This window comes from Flavobacterium flevense (assembly GCF_900142775.1).
Lineage (GTDB): Bacteria > Bacteroidota > Bacteroidia > Flavobacteriales > Flavobacteriaceae > Flavobacterium > Flavobacterium flevense.
In genome coordinates this window covers 299,054-324,689 of sequence record NZ_FRCC01000004.1, presented here as the reverse complement: position 1 = coordinate 324,689, position 25,636 = coordinate 299,054, and the positions used below count along the sequence as shown (strand labels likewise).

The following is a 25,636-nucleotide window of genomic DNA, read 5'->3' as shown; positions in this document are numbered from 1 at the left end:
AATTAATATTAATCATGTTTTCAATGTAACTCTATTTGATTTCAAACAAATAACAATTTGTTAATTGATTTTATTCCCTAACTTTGTAAAAAGACTTGTTATGAATGCTAAGAAAAAAAACATAGCAAAAGAACCTACTGAGATTTACAAAGTTACTTCAAAAAATGGAGTTATTTCAGAAGAGCTACATCCTGTATTAGTTCAATTGATAGAAAAATCAAAAAAAGAACACGAACAAGGTTACAGTTTTTCTCATGAAGAAGCTATGCAAAAAATCAAACTAAAATTCTCCATTTAGAATGAGCTATACACTCATTGGGAGTTCAACTTCAATAAATTCATATCTTGAAGAAGCCGAATTTATTTTAAAAAAATGGAATACAAAAGAGGTTGAGAAATTCAGTATACTAATTGAAGAAAGTTTACAAAGATTATCTAAAAATCCCGCAATAGGTCTTTATAATAAAAATAGTGATGTTTATAGTTTCGTAATTTCTAAACAAACCACTTTATATTATAGTTTTAACATTGAAACAAAAAAAATTACACTAAATGTTTTTTGGAACAATCTCAGAAACCTAATGACTTAGCGAAATTATTATAACTAAAGAATAAACACACAAAAAGCATCGATTCTTATGGAAACGATGCTTTTTAAGTTTATGATTAAAAATTAGAATTTAAAAGCCAGACTCACTAAAAAATTTATAGTTTTTTGCGGCATTCCAGTTGCATTCCAATATTTTTCATTTAAAAGATTATTTCCTTTTAACGCTATTCTATATTTTGGTTGGTCATAAAACAATGTTCCATTCAACAAAGTGTATGACGGAAGAACAAATGTATTCGTTGTTTCAAACCAAGAATCACTAACATAATTCCCTCCTACTCCTATCCCTAAACCTTTAATTTTGCCCTCTGGAACAACATAACTTGCCCAAATATTAGCCACATTTTTAGGGCTGGCTACAAGTGACTTTCCTAATAATGCGGTACTCGCTCTTGTATATTTATTTTCATTATAAGCATATCCGCCCACTATATTCAAACCAGGAATTGGATTAGCTATAAGTTCCACATCGACACCTTTACTTTTTTGAGTTCCATCCTGAATGGTATAAGTTGTTACAGCATCTCTATAAGTAGAATTTGTTACTGAAATATCATAATAACTTATAGATCCGCTGAGTTTATTATCTAAAATAGCTACTTTAATACCCGTTTCCCACTGTGTACCATATTGAGGATCTAATTTCATCACACTATTATCTGGCTGAACTACCGGTGCTAAATTTGTAAAACCATTCATATAATTTGCAAATACAGAAATTTTGCCTTCAACCGGCTGATACACAAATCCAAATTTAGGAGCTAAAGAAGTTTGTTGATAAGCTGTATTAGGTGCGTAAATCCCTGTTGAAACATTATAACTCCCTTTGGTAGAAAATCTATCTAAACGCAAACTCAACATGGCCATTAAAGACGGTGTGACATTCACAACATCCGAAATATAAAATCCATAAGTCTCCGCTTTAGTAGTACTGGCACTAAAACCTTTGGCATACGAAAGATCTTTTATTTTTTCTGCATTAAAATCATTTAAAGGCTGATTTACATTAATTACATCATAATTTATACCCACAACACGATTTAATTCATTGTAAGCATTATTATAATCCACCCCAATTAACATCCTGTTTCTAAGCGTTCCTATTTTAAAATCTCCTGTAAAATTTTGTTGTAAATGGATGTTTCCAAATGTTTCAGGCGTTTGATTTCTAATAACTCTGGTTGCTGTAGAATCCGTCAAAACATTCAAATTAGTCCACAGCAGGTGTTTGTAATAACCCACCGAACTTAAAAATTTTGTTTCTGATTTCCATTGATCTGATATTTTATAATCTATTTGTGCTCCTAAATTATTAACTCCTATTTCAGCATCTACATCATTATTTGCATAAGAACGATTATAATCAAATTCTAAATCCTCAAAACTTCTTGCAGAAACATTCGTTAAAGAACCTATTGAAATGGTAGTCATCGTATAAGCACTTTTTGTAATATCTAAATCAACAGAAAACTTCAATCGATCTGTTAGCTGATAAGAAAAGGAAGGTGCAAAAACATAGTTTTTAGCATAACCCTGATCTTGAAAAGAACCTTCAGATTGTCCTGCAACATTTAATCTTAATAAAGCTGTTTTTTCTTTATTTAGCGAAGTATTTACATCTGCAGTAGCTCTGGTAAAATTAAAACTCCCTCCTGTAAAACTAACTTCTCCTCCAAAATTATCATTAGGCTTTTTAGTAACATAATTATAAACCCCACCAAAAGAAGTGTTTCTGGTTCCTCCAAACAAAGTTCCCGAAGGTCCCTTAATAAATTCTATACTTTCTAAAATTGCCGGATTCAATGGGTAAACCGGACTTGTATTCATCCCGTTGAGCATCCCGCTTGTATTTGAAAACCCTCTCATCATTAATCCTTGAGAACCACCTGCTGAATAATTAGGAACCGCACCGGGAATATTTCTATAAATATCCGTACGTTCTAAAACAATTTGTTCTTTCATCAAATCTTTACCCACTACATTATAAACCTGAGGATTTTCAAGATTTCGCAGCGGTAAACGAGCTACAGATTCGGTCTCTTTTTTTGCGAATTTATTTGTGTTACTAAAAATACTTACCTCATCGAGCTGAGTCAAATCTTCGGTTAAAACAATATTGTCTATCACAGTAGCCGCTTCAGTTTTCACATGCACATTTTTCTCTACCGCTAAATATCCTAATCCTCTAATTATAACAACATGTTGCCCAATTGGCATGTTCTTCAAAATAAAAGTTCCGTTTTCATCCGTATATGTTCTTTTATTAATTTTTTTAACCACGACAATTGCAGCTTCAACAGGTTTTCCTGTAGCATCTCTAACAACACCCGAAACCGAACCTTTATTATTTTGCGAATATCCAATTGATATAAAAAAAATCAGTAAAAATGCAGCCCAACTACTATTCTTATTTAGCTTAAAAGTATAAATACAATTCATTTTAATTGTTTTTTTAATTAATAAGCCGCAAAACTATACAATAAAAAGAAAGTTGCAAAATTATTTTTACTTATTCTAAATAAAAACAGATGATCGTTTGGACTTATATAAATACAGGATAAAAAAACAATACACTTATTTTTAAATGAAGTAATAAATAATCAAAAACAAAGAATATATTTACAAAATAAAACAACACTTTAAAAACCTTTAAAATGAAAAACTTTTTACTATTAGTAGTTTTGTTTTTTGCGATACAATTAGGCTACGGACAAGAAAAAACAACACATCCTAATCAGAATTCTCTATATAATTCGGCCGGAATAGACGTAAAACCAGATTTTCCCGGAGGAATCAAAGAGTTTCATAAATACATTGCAAAAAATTATATAACCCCTCGTGAAGCAAAAGAAATAAAAGGAAAAGTATATGTAACTTTTGTAGTTGAAATAGATGGAACTCTAACTAATATAAAAGTTTTACGAGATATAGGCTTTGGCACAGGAAAAGAGGCAATTCGAGTTTTAGAACAAAGTCCAAAATGGATTCCGGGGCAAAAAAAAGGAATGCAAGTTAGAACTCTTTTTAGTTTACCTATTTCTATTAATGGATTTTAATTTAAAAAAATGAGATTTCTTAATTAACTAAAAAAGCATCGATTCTTATGGAAACGATGCTTTTTTTTTATGATTTGAATGTCACTAGCCCAGATATCAGTGAAAATCCTTTTCTTATCTCTTTTTTGGAGATAAGAAAAGATTGTAACGAATAGCTGGATTAAGCTCCTAAAAAATTTCGCTTGCTATTTTATGAATATTGTCTGATTTTCCCATCGAATAATAATGCAAACAAGGAACTCCAAACTCGATTAGCTCCTTAGATTGCTGAACGGCAAATTCTACACCTATTTGACGAACGGCTGCATTGTCTTTAGCATTTTCAATTTCGCTAATTAAACTTTCAGGCATATCCAGCCAAAAAACCTGTGGCAACAATTGCAAATGGCGTTTTACAGCAACAGGTTTAATTCCCGGAATAATAGGCACTGTAATCCCAATGGCACGGGCTGCTTCAACAAATTTGAAATAACGTTGATTATCAAAAAACATTTGCGTTACAATATAATCGGCACCGGCATCTACTTTTTCTTTCAGTCTTTTCAAATCGGCTTCTAAGCTGGGTGCTTCAATGTGCTTTTCCGGATAACCCGCTACTCCAACACAAAAATCAGGTGCATTAGCAATAGGCAATTCTCCATGCAAAAACTTCCCTGCATTCATAGCTTTTATTTGTTTAACCAAATCTACCGCATAATTATTACCACCTTTACAAGGTTCGAAATATTTCTCTCCTTTCATGGGATCACCACGCAAAGCCACTAAATTATCAATATTTAAATATTGACAATCTACTAATAAATATTCGGTTTCTTCCTTAGTAAAACCACCACACAACACATGCGGAATAGCATCTACTCCATATTTATGCTGGATAGAAGCACAAATCCCTACTGTTCCCGGACGCATACGTGTAATACGACGATCAAAAAGTCCGTCTTTTTCAATATACACATACTCTTCTCTCGAAGTTGTTACATCGATAAATGGCGGTTTAAATTCCATTAACGGATCAATGTTTACGTATAAATCATTGATGTTACTCCCTTTTTGAGGCGGGACAATTTCAAAGGAAAACAATGGTTTTCCCTGTGCGTTTTCTATATGCTGTGTTACTTTCATTTTTCCTCCCCCAACCCCTCCAAAGGAGGGGAGACTGGGTGTTATTTAGTTGAACATTTTTTTTACATCGGTTCTTCCCTTAATATCGTTTAGATAAGTTTTTTTATCCTCACTTCGAATGAATTTAAATGATAATGCAATAGCTTTATCATTTAAAATTGTATCAAGAACCCCTGTCTAAACTGGAGTTCTCAATACTACCTTGCAATTTTCTATCGCAAATTGCAAGCCAACTCAAACTGACGAATCCTTAACTTAAGACTATCGGCTCCTCCCCTTTGGGGAGGCTGGGTGGGGATTAATCTGCTATATTAGGACTTAACCATCTCATGGCTTTGTCTGTCGAGATACTTCTTCTTTTAGCGTAATCAATCACCTGATCTTCTTTTATTTTCCCAAGTCCGAAATACCTGCTTTCAGGATTGGCAAAATAATAACCCGAAACTGCCGCTGCTGGCCACATCGCCATACTCTCGGTCAAAGTTACTCCAATTTCTTCTTCTACTTTTAACAATTTCCAAATCGTGGGTTTTTCCAAATGGTCAGGACAAGCAGGATAACCCGGAGCAGGACGAATTCCGGCATAGGTTTCTTCAATCATTGCTTCCGTTGTTAAAGCTTCATCCGGAGCATAGCCCCAAATTTCTTTACGAATTTGTTCGTGCAAATATTCGGCGAAAGCCTCGGCCAAACGATCTCCTAATGCCTTAACCATAATCGAGTTGTAATCGTCCAGATTATCACGGTATTCATCCGCCCATTCATCAACTCCAAAACCAGTCGTTACACAAAAAGCGCCCATATAATCGGTTACTCCGTTATCTTTTGGTGCAATAAAATCGGCCAAAGCGATATTTGGAGCTCCTTTGGTTTTTTGTGCCTGTTGACGCAGAGTTAGGAATTTTTCCAATTCTTTTCCGTTTTCGTCATACAACTGAATATCATCATCGTTCACTTGGTTGGCAGGAAAAATTCCGTAAACACCTTTAGCAGTGAATTTCTTTTCTTTCAAAATTACTTCCAACATTTCTTTGGCATCCGCAAAAACAGAAGTCGCTTGTTCTCCTACTACTTCATCAGTCAAAATTGCCGGATATTTTCCAAACAATTCCCAGGTTCTAAAAAATGGTGTCCAATCGATATAAGGAACCAAAACATCCAAATCTACTTCGAAACTTTTTGTCCCAATGAAATTTGGTTTCTTCGGCGTATAATTAACCCAATCCAATTGTAATTTATTTTTACGGGCATCTTCAATTGTTAAGAAATTTTTATCTCTAGAACGATTTAAGAACTGCTCTCTAAAAGCATCGTATTCTTCACGAATACCATTCATATACGCTTCCTTATTCTGATCCAATAAGTTTCCAGCCACTGTTACTGCTCTCGAAGCATCATTGACATGGATGGCAGTAGCACGATATTGTGGTGCAATTTTCACAGCAGTATGTGCCCGCGAAGTGGTTGCTCCACCAATCATTACCGGAATTGTTAGATTTCTTCTGTCTAATTCCTTAGCTAAAAACACCATTTCGTCCAGCGAAGGTGTAATCAAACCACTCAATCCTATAATATCTACTTCGTGTTCCAGTGCCGCAGCAATAATTTTCTCCGGCGGAACCATTACCCCAAGGTCAATGATTTCGTAATTATTACAGGCTAACACCACCGAAACAATATTTTTTCCAATATCATGCACATCCCCTTTTACGGTTGCCATTAATATTTTTCCGTTTCCTTCTTTGTCTCCTGCTTGTTTCGAAGCTTCGATAAATGGCAATAAATAAGCCACTGCTTTTTTCATTACACGAGCCGATTTTACCACCTGCGGTAAGAACATTTTTCCGCTTCCGAATAAATCCCCTACTACGTTCATACCTGCCATCAGGTTGATCTCTATAACCTCAATTGGTTTTGCAGCCGCTAATCTCGCTTCTTCAACATCTTCTTCAATAAAAGCATCAACTCCTTTTACAAGTGAGTGTGTGATTCTTTCCTGTACTGTTCCAAAACGCCATTCCTGTACTTCTTTTTCATTGGTTTTTGGACCGCCTTTAACATTTTCAGCAAAATCCAACAAACGCTCAGTAGCATCATCACGACGATTCAAAATCACATCTTCTACATGCTCTAATAAATCCTTTGGAATATCATCATAAATGGTCAGCATCTCCGGATTTACAATTCCCATTGTCATTCCTTCCTTAATGGCATGATACAGGAAAACCGAATGCATCGCTTCTCTCACCGTATCATTCCCACGGAAAGAAAATGAAACGTTACTCACCCCGCCACTTATGTGTGCATGAGGTAAATTTTCACGAACCCAACGTGTTCCTCTAAAGAAATCCAATGCGTTCAGGCGGTGTTCTTCCATACCGGTTGCCACTGGAAATATATTTAAATCAAAAATAATATCCTGAGGCGGAAAACCAACTTTGTTTACCAGAATATCATACGAACGCTGACAAATCTCTACTCTTCGCTCGTAATTATCAGCTTGTCCCACTTCGTCAAAAGCCATGATAATCGCTGCTGCTCCGTAACGTTTAATCAATTTAGCATGATGAATAAACTGTTCTTCGCCTTCTTTTAACGAAATCGAGTTTACCACACATTTTCCTTGTGCTACTTTCAATCCGGCCTCAATAATATGCCATTTTGAACTGTCAATCATAATCGGCACACGGGCAATATCCGGTTCGGCAGCAATAAGATTCAGGAATTTCACCATCGCATATTCGCCATCCAGCATTCCCTCATCCATATTAATATCGATGATTTGTGCTCCTCCTTCTACCTGCTCCTTAGCAATACTGAGTGCTTCATCGTATTTCTCCTCTTTGATTAATCGAAGAAATTTTCTGGAACCTGTAACATTTGTACGCTCTCCAACATTTACAAAAACGCTGTCGGGCGTAATAATCAAAGGTTCTAATCCCGATAAAACTAAATTTCTTCTTGGTTCTACTGCTGCCATTTTTTTATTTTATTTTTATTCGTCCAAGTCATTGCGAGGAACGAAGCAATCTCATTATCTACATCATCATTTTTGTCATTCCAGACAAAGCTTACTTTTAATTTTTCTCACGCAGATTTTGCAGATACAGCAGATTTATTTTCTGCTAAAATCAGCTGAATCTGCGTGATTCTTTTATTCTCTTTGTGGGCACGGATTACAAATCCGCGCTCTGGATTTCATTTATTATCGCATCAATAAACGGAATAATTTCCATTGTTAAAAAATATGTTGTTCTACATCAACGGATTGAATCTGTTGCTACAAAATGTCGTTCTACATCAACGGATTGAAATCCGTTGCTACAAAATGAATCGTTCCTACGGAACTTTTATGTTTTTTACCCAGTTTGTCATTGCGAGTTCCGATAATTATTGGAACGAAGCAATCTCACTACCAGCTTCCTCATTTTTGTCATTCCGACGAAGGAGGAATCTCATCCTGTTACATCCGTTATGTGATTCCTCAGAATGACAAAACTAAATCTTTATTTTATTCTCTTTGTGGGCACGGATTACAAATCCGCGCTATCTAGATGACAAAACTAGACTTTTATATTTTATTCTCTTTGCGGGCACGGATTGCAAATCCGCGCTATCTATAACTTTTATGTTTTTATTGTTCTTTCAAGCACTTTTAATAAATCCTCTTTATTATCTAGCCCATCAAGAATATAAAACTTCCCATTACCACTCAAAACTCTGTGCGCATTAGATATTTTTGTAATTGACTTAATTGAATGCAAATCAAGGATTTTCTGTTTCCCTTTTTCTGTAATTATCAATTTTCCAAGATTAACTTCATATTCAGTATTTATTTTATTTCTAAAATTGTGATCAAAATACCACCATCCAAAAGGTGTTACTAAAATAATCCCAAAGAAATAAATTAAACTTTGATTTGATAATGAATCAAAATCAGACAATAAAATTAGAATAGCAATTAAAATTCCTCCTCCATAATTAAGAGCCATAAAACTTCTATTTTTCTTAATTGCTTTTATCTTATTTTCTTCCGAAATAAAATACTTCATAGTGTAATATGTCCTATTTACAACGTCGCTTCCGAAACTCTCGGCTTATAGTTTGCTGCTGCTTCTGCAATCAGACGAATATGATCTGGAGTTGTACCACAACATCCACCAATGATGTTTACCAAATTATCGTCTAAATATTCTTTGATAAAAGTCTGCATTTGCTCCGGCGTTTCGTCATATTCTCCAAAGGCATTTGGTAATCCCGCATTTGGGTGTGCTGAAACATTAAAAGAGGTATGCGAAGACAAAGTCTGCAAATAAGGTTTTAATAAATCGGCTCCTAAAGCGCAATTGAATCCTACACTCAATAACGGAATATGTGAAACGGAAATCAAGAAAGCCTCTACTGTTTGTCCCGAAAGTGTTCTTCCTGAAGCATCGGTAATGGTTCCTGAAACCATGATAGGAATATCAATACCGCGTTCCTCTTTTACTTCTTCGATGGCAAAAAGTGCTGCTTTTGCATTTAGCGTATCAAAAATAGTTTCTACCAACAATAAATCACTTCCACCATCCATCAGCGCTTCTACTTGTTGTTTATAAGCAATGCGCAAATCATCAAAAGTTACAGCTCTGTATCCCGGATCATTTACATCAGGTGACATACTGGCTGTACGGTTTGTTGGACCTATTGAACCAGCAACAAAACGAGGTTTCTCCGGATTTTTAGCAGTGAATTCGTCGGCTACTTCACGGGCAATTTTTGCCGACTCGTAGTTCAGTTCGTAAACCAAATCTTCCATGTGATAATCGGCCATACCGATTGTGGTTCCTGAGAAGGTATTGGTTTCTACAATATCAGCTCCTGCTTCAAAATAAGCAGCGTGAACCTCAGCAATAGCTTTAGGTTGTGTAAGTGACAATAAATCGTTGTTTCCTTTTAGTGAATGGGGAAAATCCTTGAAGCGCTCGCCTCTGAAATCTTCTTCCGAAAAATTGTAGCGTTGCAACATCGTTCCCATCGCTCCGTCGAGAACGAGTATTCTTTTTTTGATTTCTTCCTGAATGCTTGGCATAACTTCTATTTTTTTTGCCGCTAAGGCACTAAGGCGCAAAGCTTTTGTTTTTTATTCTTCCAAAAAATCACTATTCCTGGCTATTTAGCCCTGATGGAAGCGAATATCCTATTGTATTCGCTACAAGCGAATGCAATAGATAGCAGCGAACAGCAGGAACCCATTTTTACTGATAAATGCCAATATTTCGCTCCTAATTATTTGACAATTTTGGAAATGCAAAGTAAAGCAATAGCCTCGCCACTTGCAAGTGTTTTTTTTTAGATTCTGAGATGCTAAGTCCCTAAGATTCTAAGAAAAAAAGCCCAAACCATATTTCAAGTTTGAGCTTTCCTATTTAAAAAATCTTAGATTCTCAGAACCTTAGAAACTTAATTTTAGTTAATCGCTTTTACGACTGCTTTTGGTGCTTCTTTACGAGTTCCGTCAAATCCGTCAACACCTGAAACTGTTGTATATTTCAATACATAACGTTTTCCAGGATTGATGATTTGGTAAGCCGCCTGACACATTAAAGTAGCTTCGTGGAAACCACAAAGGATCAACTTTAATTTCCCCGGATAGGTATTGATATCTCCAATTGCAAAGATTCCGGGAATGTTAGTTTGGTAATCCAAAGCATTGTTTACTTTAATGGCATTTTTCTCGATTTCTAATCCCCAGTTTCCGATAGGACCTAATTTAGGTGTTAATCCGAAAAGTGGAATAAAGTAATCACAATCAATTTTACGGTGTGCTCCGTTTTCATCTAAATCGATAGACTCTACGTGCTCTGCACCGTTGATTCCAACTACCTCAGCAGGTGTAATCATACGAATTTTTCCGGCATCTTTTAATTCCTGTACTTTTTCAACAGAATCTAAAGCACCACGGAATTCATTACGACGGTGAACCAAAGTTACTTCTGAAGCAACGTCAGCTAAGAAAATACTCCAGTCTAAAGCAGAATCTCCACCTCCGGCAATAACCACGCGTTTGTTTCTGAATTCTTCCGGGTTTTTGATAAAATATTTAACTCCTTTGTCTTCGTAGAAATTGATTCCGTCGATTAATGGTTTTCTTGGTTCAAAACTTCCTAAACCACCTGCAATAGCAATTACTTTTGCATGGAATTCAGTTCCTTCATTTGAAGTTACAATAAAAGTACCGTCTTCTTGTTTTTCGATTGTTTCAGCACGTTCTCCCAAAGTAAAACCTGGTTCAAACTGCTTGATTTGTTCCATTAAATTATCAACTAAATCACCAGCTAATACTTCCGGAAATCCCGGAATATCATAGATAGGTTTTTTAGGATATAATTCTGAAAGCTGACCACCCGGCTGAGGCAACGCGTCCAGAATGTGACATTTTAATTTTAATAAACCTGCTTCAAAAACGGCAAATAAACCAGTTGGACCGGCTCCTATTATAAGGATATCTGTTTCAATCATTTTTTTACTTTTTTATCCTCCCCCAAGCCTTACAAAGGAGACTGGATGGAGCTACTTATGTTATATGTATTCTTACTAATTATTCTAATTATACCCTACTGCGTGGGTTATTATTTTTATTTTTCAAAGAAACGAAAGCGATACGATTTTTTAAATGACAAATATCACTTGTGTTTTATTTCATTTCAACGGATTAAAATCCGTTGCTACAATATGAATCGTTTCTATAAAACTCTTTATTCTTTGTTTTTTAATGATTGAGTGATCTCATTCATCTTTTGAACCTTTTCTTCAAAGTCACCTTTTAAGGTTTTGCGATAATCATTTAGGTTTTGTACCATCTGATTGATATCTTCGGGTATTACTTCCTCAAAAAACTCCCGTAAACGCTTAGCTGTTGTAGGCGATTTCCCATTAGTAGAAATGGCGATTTTGACATTTCCTTTGGTTACAATTCCGCCTAGATAGTAATCACACAAATCAGGTGTATCGGCAATATTGCATATCAAATATCTTTTTCGGGACAATTCGTATACGCGTTTATTGACCTTTAAATCATCTGTGCAGGCAATTACCATGTTGCGTTTTTTGAGCATTTTTTTTCTGAACTTTTTCTGTGTCAGTTTTACTGAAGGATGTTTTTCAGCTAAAGCGACTAATTCATCCATAAAACGCGGTGCAACAACCTCAACTTTGGCATTGGGACTTGATTTGAGCAAAAAGGACAGCTTTTCTAATCCTACATTTCCTCCGCCTACTATAAGTACACTCAGGTTATGTAGTTTCAAAAAAATTGGATACAATTCGTTACGCTCCTGGCTATTAGAATTGTTGCCATTTGTGTCTTTTATTTCACTCATCTTTTTTGAATTATGCTTTAGCTAAATCTGCTGCTCTGTATGCTTCTAATTTTTCAAAAAACGTAATAGCTTCCTGAATGTATTGTTTTGCGAAAGCTTCTGTTGGTTCGTTTTTATTGATTTGGTATACTAATTCTTTAAAAGAAGTACCTAATTCAATTTTATTTCCTTCAACAAAAACAGTATCAAATGAATCAATGATTCCGGCGTGCGTGTTTGTTTTTTGTTTTTCAGCTAATAATAAAGCTTTTGCTCCATTAACAAAACCAGCATACGCCTGATAAATGGAATCAGACCATTTTCCTTCTTCAAAAGATTCTTGGGCAACTGTTAATTTATCTTTAGCTTCGAATAACAAAGTTGCTACTAAGTCGATTACTACACCAGCACATTCTCCAACCCCTACTGCTTTTACATAGTTGTCTGCATTACCCCAGTCTACAAAATCTTCTTCAGTAAGATTCGTTACATCAGCTAATGGTTTTAAGAATTCGTAGAAATACTTTTCACCTTTAGCATCATAATAGTCTAAAAATCGAGTCCCATTTGCATTAGCTTCAAAATCATTTAAGATTAAACGCAAAGCTTCCGGTCCGCGACGGCTAGGGATTTTAATTACTTTATCAGCAAAACGACCGTTTCCGTTTCCTAAAATTCCACCACCTAATAATACCTGTAAAGCTGGAGCTACTAATTTCCCTGCATTAATTGACATACCCTGGAAACCAATTTCTGCCATGTTATGTTGTCCGCAAGCATTCATACAACCACTAATTTTGATTGTAATTTCTTTATTATCGGCAAATTGTGGAAATTCAGCTTTTAATACTCTTTCTAACTCATCAGCAATACCTGTACTGCTTGCAATACCTAAATTACAAGTATCAGTTCCCGGACAAGCTGTGATATCTCCAATAGTATCGTATCCTAAATTAACCATATCTAATTTGGCTAATTCCTGGTAGAAAAATGGTAAATTTTCTTCTTTGATATTACGGATAACAATATTCTGACGCAATGAAAAACGCAATTCGTTAGCTCCGTAATTTTTAATTAAATCAGCTAATAATCTTGCTTTATCAGTATAAAAATCACCTAAAAGTACTTTTACACCTATAGCTACATATCCCGCTTGTTTTTGTGCAATTACATTTGATTTTTTCCAGGCTTCAAAAGCGGCAACATCATCAATAGTAACTGTAGGTACTTCTAATAAAGGCTCTGTAATTGCTCCTTCAAATGCAGTAGTATCAATTTCATAACTATGGAAAGGCAATGCTTTTTTCTCTTCGTCTACCAGACGCATGAATTCATCACGACCTAAATCTTTAATTAAGAATTTCAAACGTGCTTTTAAACGTTTTGCTCTTTCACCATAACGGTCAAAAACTCTGATTACTCCTTCGGCTGTAGGGATAATTTGGTTCACCGGAATAAATTCTGAAAGCAATTCAGCGTGAGAAGGCTGAGAACCTAATCCACCACCAAGCATTACTTTAAAACCTTTTTGCCCATCTACAATTTTAGGAATAAATCCTAAATCGTGTAAATAACTTAATGCTGTATCTTTATCAGATGAAGAAAATGAAATTTTAAATTTACGTCCCATTTCCTGACAAATTGGGTTACGCAATAAATATTGGAACAAAGCATGAGCATAAGGAGTCACATCAAATGGCTCGTCAACATCAACTCCAGCTAATTCACTTCCTGTAATATTACGAACGGTGTTACCACAAGCTTCTCTTAATGTAATATCGTCTTTAGCTAAATCAGCCCAAAGTTCCGGTGTTCTGTCTAAACTCACATAGTGAATTTGAATATCCTGACGTGTTGTAATATGCAAACGTCCTGTAGAATATTTATCAGAAACCTGAGTGATTCTTTTTAATTGTTCGCTGGTTACTTTACCATAAGGCAACTTGATACGAATCATCTGAACACCTTCCTGACGCTGTCCGTAAATTCCACGAGCTAAACGAAGACTACGAAAACGCTCATCATCAATTTTACCTCCCTGGAATAAATGTATCTTTTTTTCTAAATCGATAATCTCTTTCTGGACAATCGGATTTTCTATTTCTGTTCTAAAACTTTCCATTTCTTTATTTTTTTCCTCCCCCAACCCCCTCCGAAAGAGGGGGAGCCAAAATTGGGAATATTAAATCTATTTAATTCTGTTTTCTATACCAACTCCCTCTCCTTTGTGGAGGGCTGGGGTGGGGACTATTTTATAAATCCTACTCCTGCTGTTGTATTAGTTGATGGATCAATTAAAATAAAAGCTCCGTTTGACTTGTTCTTATCATAAGCATCAAAGTACAATGGTTTACTCAATTTAATTGTTACTTCACCAATTTCGTTGATTGCTAACTGAGAAGCAGGAGTTGTTCCTGAATAATCAGTTGCAATAACGTTTTTAATGCTGTCCACTTTTGCCAACACTCTGTTAGTATTGTGTTGGATTAAATATTTAGTACCGCCAACTAATTTTTTGCTATCCATCCAGCAAACTGTTGTTGTGATATCTTTTTCTATTTGAGGCAATTCATCTGATTTTACAATCATGTCTCCTCTTGTAACATTAATGTCATTTTCTAACTCAATAGTAATAGAAGAACCGGCAACAGCTTCGTCATATTGTTTATCAAAAAAGTGAATATTAGTTACTTTTGATTGTGTTAAAGAAGGTAATACCGTTACAGCATCGCCTACTTTAATATTGTTTCCGTATAATTTTCCTGCATACCCTCTAAAATCGTGGTATTGCTCTGTTTTAGGACGAATAACCGTTTGAACAGGAAAACGTGCCTGACCTTTTTCATAAACATCAGTTGGTTCTAAAGCTTCAAGATGCTCCAGAATAGTCTGCCCTTTGTACCAAGGCATTGCTTCTGTTTTTTCAACTACGTTGTCTCCTGTTAAAGCACTTAACGGAATATAGCTCACTACTTGTTCTTTAAAAGTACTTTTAGCATTTAATGCTTCAAAATCAGCTTTGATTTTATTAAATACTTCTTCAGAATAATCAACTAAGTCCATTTTGTTAACCGCAACAATTACTTCTTTTACTCTCAATAAATTATTGATAAAAAAGTGACGGTATGTTTGCTCAATTACTCCTTTACGGGCATCAATTAAAATAATAGATACCTGAGAAGTAGAAGCTCCTGTTACCATGTTACGGGTATATTCTACGTGACCCGGAGTATCGGCAATAATGTAACTTTTCTTAGCTGTAGAAAAATAAATATGTGCCACATCAATAGTAATTCCCTGCTCACGCTCAGCAACTAATCCGTCAGTCGCCAAAGAGAAATCTAAATAATCATATCCTTTTTGTTTACTGCTTTTTTCAATTGCTTCTAATTTATCTGTAGTTAGCGATTGTGTATCGTATAATAATCTCCCGATTAAAGTACTTTTCCCATCATCTACACTTCCTGCCGTTGCTATTTTTAAAACTTCCATTCTAATATTTTGTTTCAGGTTTCAGGTTCTTTCGAAACTTAAATCTGTATGGTTTTTGATTCTTCTAACTTCTAATTCTTAACTTCTAACTTATTAAAAGTATCCTTGTTGTTTTCTTTTCTCCATTGCTGCTTCTGAACGTTTATCATCAATACGCGCTCCACGTTCTGAAATAGTAGAAGCTCTGATTTCACCAACAACTTCAGAAATTGTAGCAGCATAAGAATCTACTGCAGCTGTACAACTCATATCTCCAACAGTTCTAAAACGAACAATTCTTTCTTCGATTTCTTCATCTTCATCCTGATAAACAAAAGGAGAATGTGACCAAATCATACCATCTCTGATAAACACTTTACGTTTGTGAGAAAAATAAATAGATGGAATTTCTATTTGCTCTTGTTCAATATAGCTCCAAACATCTAATTCAGTCCAGTTTGAAATTGGGAACACACGTACATTTTGCCCATTTTCAATTTTACCATTCAATAAATCAAATAATTCAGGACGCTGGTTTTTTTCATCCCATTGACCAAAATCATCACGAACAGAAAAAATACGCTCTTTAGCTCTTGCTTTTTCTTCATCTCTACGAGCTCCACCAATACAGGCATCAAATTTAAATTCTTCGATAGCATCTAAAAGTGTAGTAGTTTGCAAACTGTTTCTACTGGAATATTTTCCGGTTTCTTCCACTACTTTTCCTTCATCAATAGCATCCTGAACATTACGAACGATTAATTCTAAACCTAATTCCTCAACTAATTTATCTCTAAAAGCAATAGTCTCCGGAAAGTTATGACCTGTATCAACGTGTAATAAAGGAAAAGGAATTTTAGCCGGAAAAAACGCTTTTTGCGCTAATCTCACTAATGTAATAGAATCTTTTCCTCCGGAAAAAAGCAATACTGGCTTTTCAAATTGAGAAATAACTTCTCTGAATATGTAAATCGCTTCGCTCTCTAAAGCATTTGTTTTTAATACTGAACTCATTTTTTTAATTTAAAAATTGAAAGGTTTAATGACTATAAAATTCTCTGCATTCTAAAATCTATCCTCTTTATTCTATTATCTTTTCTCTTAATTATTTTCCGTGTAATCCACACTCTTTATGGCTTTGTTCCCAATACCATCTTCCTGCTCTTATATCTTCTCCCGGTGCAATCGCACGTGTACAAGGGGCACAACCAATACTTACAAAACCTTTTTTGTGCAGGCTGTTTTGTGGTACGTTATTATCATCAATGTATTTTTGAACTTCCTCTAATGTCCATTTTAATAATGGATTGAATTTTACGAGGTCAAAATTAGCATCATATTCAAACAAATGCAAATCGCTTCTGTTTTCTGATTGTTCTGCTCTTAATCCTGTAATCCAGATTTTATTTCCTGCCAATGCTTTTTTCAACGGCACTACTTTACGAATAAAACAACATTCTTTTCTGTTTTCAACTGATTCAAAGAAGCTGTTTGGTCCTTTTTTCTCTAACAATTCCTCTACAGCCTTAGCTTCTGGAAAATATACCTTAATGGGTAATTTGTATTTTTTTTGTGTTCTGTGAAATACATCATAGGTTTCCTGAAAAAGACGCCCTGTATCAAGAGTAAAAATAGTAATTGGCGCTTCACTCTTTGCAATCATCGCTGTTATCACCTGATCTTCCTGACCAAAAGAAGTTGAAAAAACTACCTGATCTTTGTATTCATTAGCCAAAAAAGTAAAAGTTTCCTCAATAGAGAAATCTTTGGTTTTTTCTAATAATGTCTGAACTATAGCTGTACTCATTTTAATTTCGTTTATTATAAATCTATTACCCTATCGGTTTAGTAGATTACTCCGCAAAAGTAATACTTATTTCTAAATTACAAAACAATATATCAGTTTTTTTAATCCTCAAACGTTTTCGCTTCCAACACTTTAGAACTTCACAAGAAAAAGACATCCCCTTTTTTAATTCGAACACCTTCACAAGCTTAGTAAAGCTTCGAATTTTCGGCAAAGATAACTTTAATTTTGAAATAAATTTTCATAAACTCTACCTTGTCTATAGGATTATTATAAAATAATTGTATTTTTGCCCAAAATTTTATGTTATGGATTTCCAAATAGGTTTAGTTATTGCAGGTTTAGCAGTAGGTTTTGTAGTAGGATTAACAGGTGTAGGTGGCGGATCATTGATGACTCCCATCTTATTATGGTTTGGGATCCCACCAACAACAGCCGTAGGAACTGATTTATTATATGCTGCTTACACTAAAATGGCCGGGGTTTTTGTTCATAATAAAAAGAAGAATATCAATTGGAAAATTACAGGATGGCTTTCATTAGGAAGTATTCCGGCAGCTCTTTTAACTTTATGGATTCTGGATAATATAAAAACAGACGTAACCACCATTAACAGGGTTATTAAATACAGTTTAGGATGGGCACTGCTTTTTACTTCGGTAGCTATTTTATTCAAAACCAGAATTGCTAAATTTTCTAAGAAACATGCAGGAGATAAATTTCATCATGAAAGTAAGACTCAAAATGTACTTACTATTGCTATTGGAATTATGCTGGGTGCCACGGTAACACTAACTTCTATTGGTGCAGGAGCTTTAGGAACGGTGACTTTATTTTTCCTTTATCCGCTTTTACCTACTCCTAAATTAGTTGGCACCGAGATTGCTCATGCCGTACCCTTAACATTAGTTGCCGGGTTAGGTCACGCATCCATGGGAAATCTGGATTATATGTTACTAGGACAATTATTAATGGGATCGCTTCCGGGAATTTTTGTTGGAAGTATGTTAAGCGGAAAAATTCCGGACTTATACTTAAGAAACGCTATTGCTGTCATGTTATTTTTTGCCGGATATAAATTGATTTTTTAAATCCTCGCTAAAGGAGACAGAGACGAAACTTAATATGGCTTATATAAAAAATGACCTTTTCAAAGGAATGAAAAGGTCATTTTTTATTTATATCATTCCCTACTCTAAAAAGCAATATCGGCCAACGTATTATTTTCTAAAATCATCAGGGTATTATCACGTACTTCCGTCATCAATTTTCTAACTGCACAAGTAGCTTCATCGGTGCAATCATCACAAGGTTCATAAAAATTATGACTCGCACAAGGCAGTAAAGCAATAGGTCCTTCTAGAATGCGATACACTTTTGCCATATTAATATCCTTGGGTTCTTTGATCAGATAATAACCTCCGCCCTTTCCTTTTTTGGCACCCAAAAAACCGGAATGACGCAAAAGCAATAAAATACTTTCCAGAAACTTAATCGAAATATTTTCAGACTTCGCAATGTCAGCAATAGCAACAGGCGTTTGATCTTCCTGGCGAGCCAAAAAAGTCAAAGCTTTAATTCCGTATTTTGTTTTTTTAGAGAGCATTATGAAGATATTAGATTTTTGATTGAAGATTAACGATAGCTGATTTAAAAACTCACTTAATCTCTGGATATAAACAAAAATATGTTTTTTTAAACTAATAATCATAAAAAAACGATTCTTGATTTACAGAAAATCTGAAATCAAAAATCGTTAATCTACATTCTGCAATCATTAAGAAAGCGCCTGCTCTAAATCGGCAATGACATCTTTTACGGTTTCTAAACCTACAGAAACACGTACTAAACCTTCACTAATTCCTACAGCTAGTTTCTCTTCAATAGATAATTTACTATGCGTAGTTGAAGCCGGATGCGTCACAATCGTCTTCGCATCTCCAATATTTGCAGATAGCGAACATAATTTTATTTTATCTAAAAAAGCACGACCTGCATCAATACCACCTTTTATTTCAAAAGCAATAATATTACCTCCTAAAAGCATTTGTTTTTTTGCAATCTCATATTTAGGATGTGATTTCAGGAAAGGATATTTCACACTATTTACATTAGGATGATTTTCTAAAAACTCAGCCACTTTCATTGCATTTTCACAATGTCTCTCCACACGAAGGGACAATGTCTCAATACTTTTAGACAAAACCCATGCATTAAATGGTGACATCGCCGGACCTGTATTTCTCGAGAAAAGGTAAATTTGGCGAATCAAATCAGCCTGACCCACAGCTACTCCACCTAAAACGCGTCCTTGTCCATCCATTAATTTCGTTGCCGAATGAATCACGATATGTGCTCCGTACTTAATGGGCTGCTGAATGTAAGGTGTTGCAAAACAGTTGTCAATTATCAAAATCAAATTGTGTTTTTTAGCAATTTGCCCCAAAAACTCTAAATCAATCACATCAACACCTGGGTTTGTAGGTGTTTCAGCATATAAAATTTTAGTATTCGGTTTGATAAAACTTTCAATTGTTTCCGGCTGATTGATATCAAAATACGAAGTGGTAATATTCCATTTTGGAAAATACGTCATAAACAACGCATGCGTAGAACCAAAAACACTTCCTGCCGAAACAATATGATCTCCGGAACTCAACAAAGCGGCAAAAGAAGAATAAATAGCTGCCATTCCGGTTGCAAAAGCATAACCAGATTCAGCGCCTTCCATAACACAAACTTTATCTACAAATTCAGTGGTGTTAGGGTTAGAAAAACGGCTGTAAATATTACGTTCTTTCTCTTCAGTAAAAGAAGCTCTCATGTCCTCAGCATCTTCAAATACAAAGCTTGAAGATAAAAACAAAGGTGTTGAATGTTCCTGATAATGTGTTTTGTCGATGTGGGTACGTATCGCCTGGGTTTCAAAACCAAATTCTTGTTCGTCCATTTTTTTATTATTTTCCTCTCCCCGACCCTCTCCAAAGGAGAGGGAGTCGAAACTGGAGAATTGTTATTAATTATTAATTAAGCAAAAATATTTCAAATTATTTATTGCTAGTTCCCCCTTCGGAGGTTAGGGGGATTCCGTTCAAAATCACTTTGTAGTGGATAGTTGCAGTAGGTTCTACCGTTTTAGAAACGGAGCAATATTTTTCGAAAGACAATTGAGCGGCTTTAGCGGCTTTGTCTTCTTTTATATTTCCTTCCAAAGAAAAAACCACATAAATATCTTTGAATGGTTTTGCTTCTCCTACCTGTACACGCTCACCTTCAACCTCTGCTTTGAAAGAAGTAATTTCCTGACGTTGTTTTTTCAGAATCGAAATCATATCAATTCCGCTGCATCCGGCAACACCCATCAATACTAATTCCATTGGGCTTGGCCCCATATCATTTCCTCCAAAATCCGGACGCGCATCTACATTTACAATATGTCCTCTTTCGTTTTTTAATTGAAAGTGGAAGTTTTCGTTTACTCTGTCTAATGTTATTTTCATCTTATCCCCTCCCCAACCCTCCCCAAAAGGAAGGGAGTCAAGACTGGAGGTCTCGCCTGTATTAAATTAATATTATTCTATGAATTTCATCTTCAATCTGAAATCTAAACTCTAAATTCAGAATTCTGAATTCTAAAATCTGCAATCTAAAATCAACTATCCTTTATCTGACAATCTCAAAATATCCCCGAAAACGCCTCTTGCTGTTACTGCAGATCCGGCTCCGGCTCCCTGAATAACAATCGGTCTGTCACCGTAAGATTCCGTGTAAATTTCGAAGAAAGAATCAGAACCTTTTAATCCGCCCAAAGCCGTATCCGAAGGTACCGAAACTAATTTTACTTCTAATATTCCTTTATCATTTTGCAAATCACCCGACAATTCACCTATGTATCGCAACACATGATTAGGCGCCTGTTCTGATTTGATTTTATGATAAATGGGGTCGAATTCTTTTAATTTAGTCAGGAAATCAGCGGCGCTACCTTCTCTTAAATGTTCCGGAATTAAATTCTGAATAGCAATTTCTTCAAATTCATTTTGCAAATCCAGTTCTCTGGCTAAAATCAGTAATTTTCTGCCTACGTCATTTCCTCCTAAATCTTCCCTTGGATCCGGTTCAGTATATCCGTTGTCGATTGCTTCTTTTAATATTTCGCTAAAAGGTACTTCTTTTGCAGAAAAATTATTAAATAAATAACTCAATGTTCCTGAGAAAACACCTTTAATTTTGGTGATATTTTCACCTGAAAGATGCAATAATTTAATGGTATCGATTAATGGTAATCCCGCACCCACATTAGTTTCATACAGGTAATTCTTTTGATTATCAATCAAAACTTTTCTAAGCTCTTTGTAAAAACCATAACTTAAAGTATTAGCAACTTTATTCGAAGAAACTAAATCAAATCCGTTTTCAACTAACTGAATATAGTTTTGTACAAACGAAGCACTTGCTGTATTATCTACCGCAATTAAATTCTCTAAATGATGCTCATTTGCGTAAGCAACAACATCATCAATAGTATAAGAGAATCCGTTAGTCTGAATTTCGTTTGTCCAATTTGGCGTTACACCATCTTTGTTAAGCAACACACTTTTAGAATTTGCAATAGCAAAAACATTCAGCTTGATGTCTTTTCTTTTCTCGATAGCCACTGCTGATTCTAATATTTGATTAATCAGCGTTCCGCCTACCAATCCATGACCAAAAACAGCAATATTGATTTTTTTCGCTACGCCAAAAATCTCTCCGTGAATAACATTTAATGCTTTATTAAGTTCGTGTTTTTTAACTACCAAACTCACATTTTTCCCTGTCACCGTATTATTAAACAAAATAGGCACAATTTTATTGCGAATCAAAGCCGTATAGGGTTTATGAAACGTACTCAAATCTTGTCCGATAATCGAAATTACCGAAACATCATCGGTTACCGAAATTTTATTAACATCCTTAGAATAGAAATCATTTTCGAATTCTTTTTCCAATTCTATCATCGCTTTAGTTGCCTGTGAAGCTGCCACAACTAATCCGATTCCTCTTTCAGACGAACCCTGAGAAATAATACTTACACTGATATTATTATCGCCCATTACTTTAAAAATACGGGCATCAACTCCTGTTTTTCCCAGCAAACCTCTACCTTCAAGGTTTACTAAAGCTAAATCCTCTAAAACCGAAAGTGTTTTGATTCCGCCAGTTGAGGAAGTTGCTGTAATTAAAGTACCTTCATTTTCATGATTAAAGGTATTCAATATTCGCAACGGAATATTTTTTTCCAGCAAAGGAATGATTGTTTTGGCGTGTAAAATAGTGGCACCAAAATTAGCCAGCTCATTTGCTTCGTTAAAAGTCAAACGGTCAATTTTTTTAGCATCAGCAACTAAATCCGGATTAGCGGTATAAATACCATCCACATGCGTATAATTCTGAAGTTCCTCAGCATTTAGATAATTTGCTAATAATGAAGCGGTATAATTACTCCCGTTACGACCTAGCGTAGTGGTAATGTTATTATTATTAGAACCAATAAAACCGGTTACCACATTCACCGAAGCAGCATTTTCTTTGAAATACTGAATTACATTTTTCTTCGAAATTTGTTCCAGCGGTTGTGCATCACCAAATTTAGAATCTGTTTTTAGAAATGTTCTGGAATCCGCAAAACGGGCATTGACCCCTTTTTCGATTAAAATAGCCGTCAATAATTTAGCCGAAAGCAATTCTCCAACAGAAAGAATCTGATCTTTGATTTTTGAACTGTAATCCCCTATAAGGCTCACACCTTCGAATAATTTATCCAGAACAGCAAACTCTTCAGACAAATCAACTGCTGAATAAGAATCTTGTTGGTATTTTTTAAAGTTTTCCAGCAACGGTTTGTAATCTCCATTTTTAGCCGCTACACCCAGAATTTCTTCCAGTTCGTCAGTTGCTTTTCCACGTGCCGAAACAACAATGGCAATTTCTTCTCCCTGATTAACTTTCTCAGCAATTATAGAAACAACTTTATTGATTCCTTCACCATTTGACAAAGACTTTCCTCCAAATTTTAATATTTTCATCTCTATTCTATTTTATGTTGCTACTAAAAACAGGAGCAAGCAAGTTGTTTAATTGTTCGTATTCTATCAGGAAAGCATCATGCCCGTGGATGGATTCAATTTCTTTATAAAAAACATTCACATGATATTTTTTTAACTCCTGATAGGTTTCTTTATTTTCTTTTGCGGTAAAAAACAAATCTGAATTGATACCAATAATGTATATAGTAGCTTCAATTTTTGAGGCAAAAACCTCAAAAGAGTCACTGTTTCTGGTAACATCAATCGTTTTTAGCAATTGGTTCATCATTTTATAGGACGCCAGCTGAAAGCGTTTTTGCAATTTTTTACCATGATGCAACAACCAGCTTTCGATATTAAAAATTGCCAGTTCTGTATTAATGGTTCTGTCAAATTTCAGCTTAAAAGATTCCGGTGTTCTGTAACACAGCATTGCATGAATTCGGGCATCTTCAATGGGATTACAGGAATTTTTTAAAATTTGCTCCTGCAAAAAACAATTGGCAATCAGCCAGTCAGTCGATTTCCAATCTGTCGCAATAGGAATTACATTTAAAGCTAATTTAGGTTCTAAGGCAATCATTTCCCAGGCAATTCCTCCGCCTACTGATCCACCTATGATAGCATACAATTGCTGAATTCCAAGTTCTTTTACTCCAGCAATAAAGAGTTTTGCAATATCGCGGGCAGTAAAATCTATATAATTTTCTACAATTACACCATCGTAACCATTTCCGGGAACATTAAAAGCTAAAACAGTATATTGAGTAGTATCAATAGTTTTATTATCTCCTATCAAATCATTCCACCAACCGTTTTCACCTACTACCTGAGAATTTCCGGTTAAGGCATGATTGATTAAAACCACAGGAGCGGTGTGCAATTGAGGTCCAAAAAATTGGTATGTCAAATTTATTACAGGGTAAACTGCACCACTTTCTGTAGTGAAATTTTGTATTATAATGGGATTGGGTTTATTTTCCAATTTCAAATCTTATATAGGATTGATGATGGAAACATTAGAAAGAAAGTCAGAAGTAGACTTTATCGTTGTTATCTTTTCCCGGTATATTGGGATAGAATGTAGCACCTTCTTCGTTTGCAAAGGGTTGCTAAGCTTTCATCGGGTCTATTCCCTCGAGCTTTCTTTATAACATTTCAATACGTTTATGAACTTTAAAGGCACAAAGTAACTACTATTTTTTCAAACAAACAAATTTTGCTGATTTAGTTTTAAAACAGCTATAATAAAAAAACAAACGCAAGTCATCACTGAACACAAAATCCAGGAATCACCTGCGTTTGAAGCCTCTATTTACGATACTATACTTAGATAAAAAGTGTTTCATTTTCTTTAGAATACATCAAAAACGTTAAAGAATCAGATGCTTTTTTTTGATCTTTAAAATCCGCACCCGCATTAATACCAAATCTGTGATTTGTTAATTCTACTCTATTCTCTTTTCCTGTATTGTTATTAGTCCTTATCTCCCTGATAAAGTCTAATGCCCTTGTGATTAATCTTCTTGTGTTCATGATGTTTAAATTTAATTTAGTTAATTATTGACTATTGTTGTTTGTAATTTTTAATTCTTTTTCTAAATAAAAAACCCTTTTGGTTTAGGATACCAAAAGGGTTTATATACGATATAAACGATTCTTTTGGATATCAACAGACCAGCATCTTTGCGCAAAGCATAGAGACTGAAAACTGTTTGTTCTGTTTAATGTTAATAATAATCATCTGTTATTTTTTTTGAATCTAATTATTTGTTGTTAACAAAAAAGCCTCCCGATTTTTTCAGGAGGCTTTTGCTATATTTTTAATCTTATTTGAATAAATAAATTAAGCTATCGCACTCCTGCGGATTTCTTTAATCTGAACCATCGATTTTATACAAATAATAAAATTCATTTTGTCTTTTTTATTTAGAGTCACAAAGATATAAATTATTCTTTACAACCCGTATTTTTTTAAAGATTTTTTCTGTTATTATAACTAATTAACAGTTCTTTATGTTTTTTAACGACAATTTACTATTGTCAACCAAAAATACAAACCAAGTAAGAGCTTTTTTACTCCAGAAAATTTAAAAATTAACTCTATTCCACTCTTCTGATTTGTTGTTTCAAAGATATAACCGAAAACACAATTAAATATT

21 protein-coding genes and 1 riboswitch are annotated in these 25,636 nt (G+C 34.8%); of the genes, 4 read left to right on the top strand and 17 right to left on the bottom strand.

Annotation, left to right across the window (positions count from 1 at the left end; translation table 11 throughout):
• The first annotated feature begins 100 nt into the window (after positions 1 to 100).
• Positions 101 to 298 carry a hypothetical protein gene (locus tag BUB89_RS09335; protein ID WP_073244292.1) on the top strand — a complete coding sequence of 66 codons (198 nt, stop codon included), beginning with the start codon at positions 101 to 103 and terminating at the stop codon, positions 296 to 298.
• A 1-nt stretch (position 299) separates the two neighbouring features.
• Positions 300 to 590 (top strand): hypothetical protein, encoded by a 291-nt coding sequence (locus BUB89_RS09330; protein WP_073244290.1) that lies wholly within the window; start codon positions 300 to 302, stop codon positions 588 to 590.
• Positions 591 to 673: 83 nt separating this feature from the next.
• Here BUB89_RS09330 and BUB89_RS09325 read toward each other — a convergent pair whose 3' ends face one another.
• Positions 674 to 3,049: a TonB-dependent receptor gene (locus BUB89_RS09325; RefSeq protein WP_073244288.1), complete on the bottom strand. Its 2,376-nt coding sequence runs from the start codon at positions 3,047 to 3,049 to the stop codon at positions 674 to 676.
• A 215-nt stretch (positions 3,050 to 3,264) separates the two neighbouring features.
• Between BUB89_RS09325 and BUB89_RS09320 the strand changes: the two genes are divergently transcribed.
• The gene (locus BUB89_RS09320; RefSeq protein ID WP_073244286.1) at positions 3,265 to 3,666 is read left to right on the top strand and encodes an energy transducer TonB; all 402 of its coding nucleotides are present in this window, start codon (positions 3,265 to 3,267) and stop codon (positions 3,664 to 3,666) included.
• Positions 3,667 to 3,834: 168 nt separating this feature from the next.
• Here the strand turns inward: BUB89_RS09320 and metF are convergent, their stop codons facing one another.
• From metF to BUB89_RS09270, 10 genes are all read right to left on the bottom strand, one after another.
• Positions 3,835 to 4,788, bottom strand: a complete 954-nt coding sequence (gene metF, locus BUB89_RS09315) for a methylenetetrahydrofolate reductase [NAD(P)H] (protein ID WP_073244283.1) — start codon at positions 4,786 to 4,788, stop codon at positions 3,835 to 3,837.
• 298 nt (positions 4,789 to 5,086) lie between these two features.
• The gene (metH, locus tag BUB89_RS09310; protein ID WP_073244281.1) at positions 5,087 to 7,768 is read right to left on the bottom strand and encodes a methionine synthase; all 2,682 of its coding nucleotides are present in this window, start codon (positions 7,766 to 7,768) and stop codon (positions 5,087 to 5,089) included.
• A 646-nt stretch (positions 7,769 to 8,414) separates the two neighbouring features.
• Complete coding sequence (locus BUB89_RS09305; protein WP_073244279.1) at positions 8,415 to 8,840, bottom strand: hypothetical protein; 426 nt, start codon at positions 8,838 to 8,840, stop codon at positions 8,415 to 8,417.
• A gap of 17 nt (positions 8,841 to 8,857) precedes the next feature.
• Positions 8,858 to 9,859: a homocysteine S-methyltransferase family protein gene (locus BUB89_RS09300; RefSeq protein ID WP_073244277.1), complete on the bottom strand. Its 1,002-nt coding sequence runs from the start codon at positions 9,857 to 9,859 to the stop codon at positions 8,858 to 8,860.
• Positions 9,860 to 10,236: 377 nt separating this feature from the next.
• Complete coding sequence (locus BUB89_RS09295) at positions 10,237 to 11,289, bottom strand: NAD(P)/FAD-dependent oxidoreductase (RefSeq protein ID WP_073244274.1); 1,053 nt, start codon at positions 11,287 to 11,289, stop codon at positions 10,237 to 10,239.
• A 236-nt stretch (positions 11,290 to 11,525) separates the two neighbouring features.
• On the bottom strand, positions 11,526 to 12,149 hold the full coding sequence (locus BUB89_RS09290; RefSeq protein ID WP_073244273.1) for a precorrin-2 dehydrogenase/sirohydrochlorin ferrochelatase family protein: 624 nt from the start codon (positions 12,147 to 12,149) through the stop codon (positions 11,526 to 11,528).
• A gap of 10 nt (positions 12,150 to 12,159) precedes the next feature.
• Positions 12,160 to 14,250, bottom strand: coding sequence for a HEPN domain-containing protein (locus BUB89_RS09285; RefSeq protein WP_073244402.1), 2,091 nt, complete (start codon positions 14,248 to 14,250; stop codon positions 12,160 to 12,162).
• A 125-nt stretch (positions 14,251 to 14,375) separates the two neighbouring features.
• Positions 14,376 to 15,620: a sulfate adenylyltransferase subunit 1 gene (locus BUB89_RS09280; protein ID WP_073244272.1), complete on the bottom strand. Its 1,245-nt coding sequence runs from the start codon at positions 15,618 to 15,620 to the stop codon at positions 14,376 to 14,378.
• A 93-nt stretch (positions 15,621 to 15,713) separates the two neighbouring features.
• Positions 15,714 to 16,613 (bottom strand): sulfate adenylyltransferase subunit CysD, encoded by a 900-nt coding sequence (gene cysD, locus BUB89_RS09275; RefSeq protein WP_073244270.1) that lies wholly within the window; start codon positions 16,611 to 16,613, stop codon positions 15,714 to 15,716.
• Between the two features lie 91 nt (positions 16,614 to 16,704).
• Positions 16,705 to 17,406, bottom strand: coding sequence for a phosphoadenylyl-sulfate reductase (locus BUB89_RS09270; RefSeq protein ID WP_073244268.1), 702 nt, complete (start codon positions 17,404 to 17,406; stop codon positions 16,705 to 16,707).
• A gap of 308 nt (positions 17,407 to 17,714) precedes the next feature.
• Between BUB89_RS09270 and BUB89_RS09265 the strand changes: the two genes are divergently transcribed.
• On the top strand, positions 17,715 to 18,497 hold the full coding sequence (locus BUB89_RS09265) for a sulfite exporter TauE/SafE family protein (RefSeq protein ID WP_073244266.1): 783 nt from the start codon (positions 17,715 to 17,717) through the stop codon (positions 18,495 to 18,497).
• Between the two features lie 104 nt (positions 18,498 to 18,601).
• Here the strand turns inward: BUB89_RS09265 and BUB89_RS09260 are convergent, their stop codons facing one another.
• The 6 genes from BUB89_RS09260 to BUB89_RS09235 all read right to left on the bottom strand — a co-directional run bounded on the left by BUB89_RS09260 (position 18,602) and on the right by BUB89_RS09235 (position 25,010).
• The gene (locus BUB89_RS09260; RefSeq protein ID WP_073244400.1) at positions 18,602 to 19,012 is read right to left on the bottom strand and encodes an RrF2 family transcriptional regulator; all 411 of its coding nucleotides are present in this window, start codon (positions 19,010 to 19,012) and stop codon (positions 18,602 to 18,604) included.
• Between the two features lie 171 nt (positions 19,013 to 19,183).
• Positions 19,184 to 20,356 carry a trans-sulfuration enzyme family protein gene (locus BUB89_RS09255; RefSeq protein ID WP_073244264.1) on the bottom strand — a complete coding sequence of 391 codons (1,173 nt, stop codon included), beginning with the start codon at positions 20,354 to 20,356 and terminating at the stop codon, positions 19,184 to 19,186.
• A 97-nt stretch (positions 20,357 to 20,453) separates the two neighbouring features.
• A complete protein-coding gene (locus BUB89_RS09250; protein ID WP_073244262.1) occupies positions 20,454 to 20,906 on the bottom strand; it encodes an OsmC family protein in 453 nt (150 codons plus the stop codon).
• Positions 20,907 to 21,062: 156 nt separating this feature from the next.
• Complete coding sequence (gene thrA, locus BUB89_RS09245) at positions 21,063 to 23,474, bottom strand: bifunctional aspartate kinase/homoserine dehydrogenase I (RefSeq protein ID WP_073244260.1); 2,412 nt, start codon at positions 23,472 to 23,474, stop codon at positions 21,063 to 21,065.
• Positions 23,475 to 23,481: 7 nt separating this feature from the next.
• Positions 23,482 to 24,459, bottom strand: a complete 978-nt coding sequence (locus BUB89_RS09240) for an alpha/beta fold hydrolase (RefSeq protein WP_234982614.1) — start codon at positions 24,457 to 24,459, stop codon at positions 23,482 to 23,484.
• A 65-nt stretch (positions 24,460 to 24,524) separates the two neighbouring features.
• A riboswitch (SAM riboswitch) is annotated at positions 24,525 to 24,631 on the bottom strand.
• Between the two features lie 172 nt (positions 24,632 to 24,803).
• Positions 24,804 to 25,010 carry a hypothetical protein gene (locus tag BUB89_RS09235; protein WP_073244256.1) on the bottom strand — a complete coding sequence of 69 codons (207 nt, stop codon included), beginning with the start codon at positions 25,008 to 25,010 and terminating at the stop codon, positions 24,804 to 24,806.
• Between the last annotated feature and the right edge of the window lie 626 nt (positions 25,011 to 25,636).

Excerpts from the sequence above, each read along its gene's own strand:
- BUB89_RS09295 (WP_073244274.1), bottom strand. The coding sequence starts at position 11,289 with ATGATTGAAACAGATATCCTTATAATAGGAGCCGGTCCAACTGGTTTA.
- BUB89_RS09305 (WP_073244279.1), bottom strand. The coding sequence starts at position 8,840 with ATGAAGTATTTTATTTCGGAAGAAAATAAGATAAAAGCAATTAAGAAA.
- BUB89_RS09285 (WP_073244402.1), bottom strand. The coding sequence starts at position 14,250 with ATGGAAAGTTTTAGAACAGAAATAGAAAATCCGATTGTCCAGAAAGAG.
- BUB89_RS09265 (WP_073244266.1), top strand. The coding sequence starts at position 17,715 with ATGGATTTCCAAATAGGTTTAGTTATTGCAGGTTTAGCAGTAGGTTTT.
- BUB89_RS09280 (WP_073244272.1), bottom strand. The coding sequence starts at position 15,620 with ATGGAAGTTTTAAAAATAGCAACGGCAGGAAGTGTAGATGATGGGAAA.
- metF (WP_073244283.1), bottom strand. The coding sequence starts at position 4,788 with ATGAAAGTAACACAGCATATAGAAAACGCACAGGGAAAACCATTGTTT.
- BUB89_RS09250 (WP_073244262.1), bottom strand. The coding sequence starts at position 20,906 with ATGAAAATAACATTAGACAGAGTAAACGAAAACTTCCACTTTCAATTA.
- BUB89_RS09330 (WP_073244290.1), top strand. The coding sequence starts at position 300 with ATGAGCTATACACTCATTGGGAGTTCAACTTCAATAAATTCATATCTT.
- thrA (WP_073244260.1), bottom strand. The coding sequence starts at position 23,474 with ATGAAAATATTAAAATTTGGAGGAAAGTCTTTGTCAAATGGTGAAGGA.
- BUB89_RS09235 (WP_073244256.1), bottom strand. The coding sequence starts at position 25,010 with ATGAACACAAGAAGATTAATCACAAGGGCATTAGACTTTATCAGGGAG.
- BUB89_RS09300 (WP_073244277.1), bottom strand. The coding sequence starts at position 9,859 with ATGCCAAGCATTCAGGAAGAAATCAAAAAAAGAATACTCGTTCTCGAC.
- metH (WP_073244281.1), bottom strand. The coding sequence starts at position 7,768 with ATGGCAGCAGTAGAACCAAGAAGAAATTTAGTTTTATCGGGATTAGAA.
- BUB89_RS09270 (WP_073244268.1), bottom strand. The coding sequence starts at position 17,406 with ATGAGTACAGCTATAGTTCAGACATTATTAGAAAAAACCAAAGATTTC.
- cysD (WP_073244270.1), bottom strand. The coding sequence starts at position 16,613 with ATGAGTTCAGTATTAAAAACAAATGCTTTAGAGAGCGAAGCGATTTAC.
- BUB89_RS09325 (WP_073244288.1), bottom strand. The coding sequence starts at position 3,049 with ATGAATTGTATTTATACTTTTAAGCTAAATAAGAATAGTAGTTGGGCT.
- BUB89_RS09335 (WP_073244292.1), top strand. The coding sequence starts at position 101 with ATGAATGCTAAGAAAAAAAACATAGCAAAAGAACCTACTGAGATTTAC.
- BUB89_RS09320 (WP_073244286.1), top strand. The coding sequence starts at position 3,265 with ATGAAAAACTTTTTACTATTAGTAGTTTTGTTTTTTGCGATACAATTA.
- BUB89_RS09260 (WP_073244400.1), bottom strand. The coding sequence starts at position 19,012 with ATGCTCTCTAAAAAAACAAAATACGGAATTAAAGCTTTGACTTTTTTG.
- BUB89_RS09290 (WP_073244273.1), bottom strand. The coding sequence starts at position 12,149 with ATGAGTGAAATAAAAGACACAAATGGCAACAATTCTAATAGCCAGGAG.
- BUB89_RS09255 (WP_073244264.1), bottom strand. The coding sequence starts at position 20,356 with ATGGACGAACAAGAATTTGGTTTTGAAACCCAGGCGATACGTACCCAC.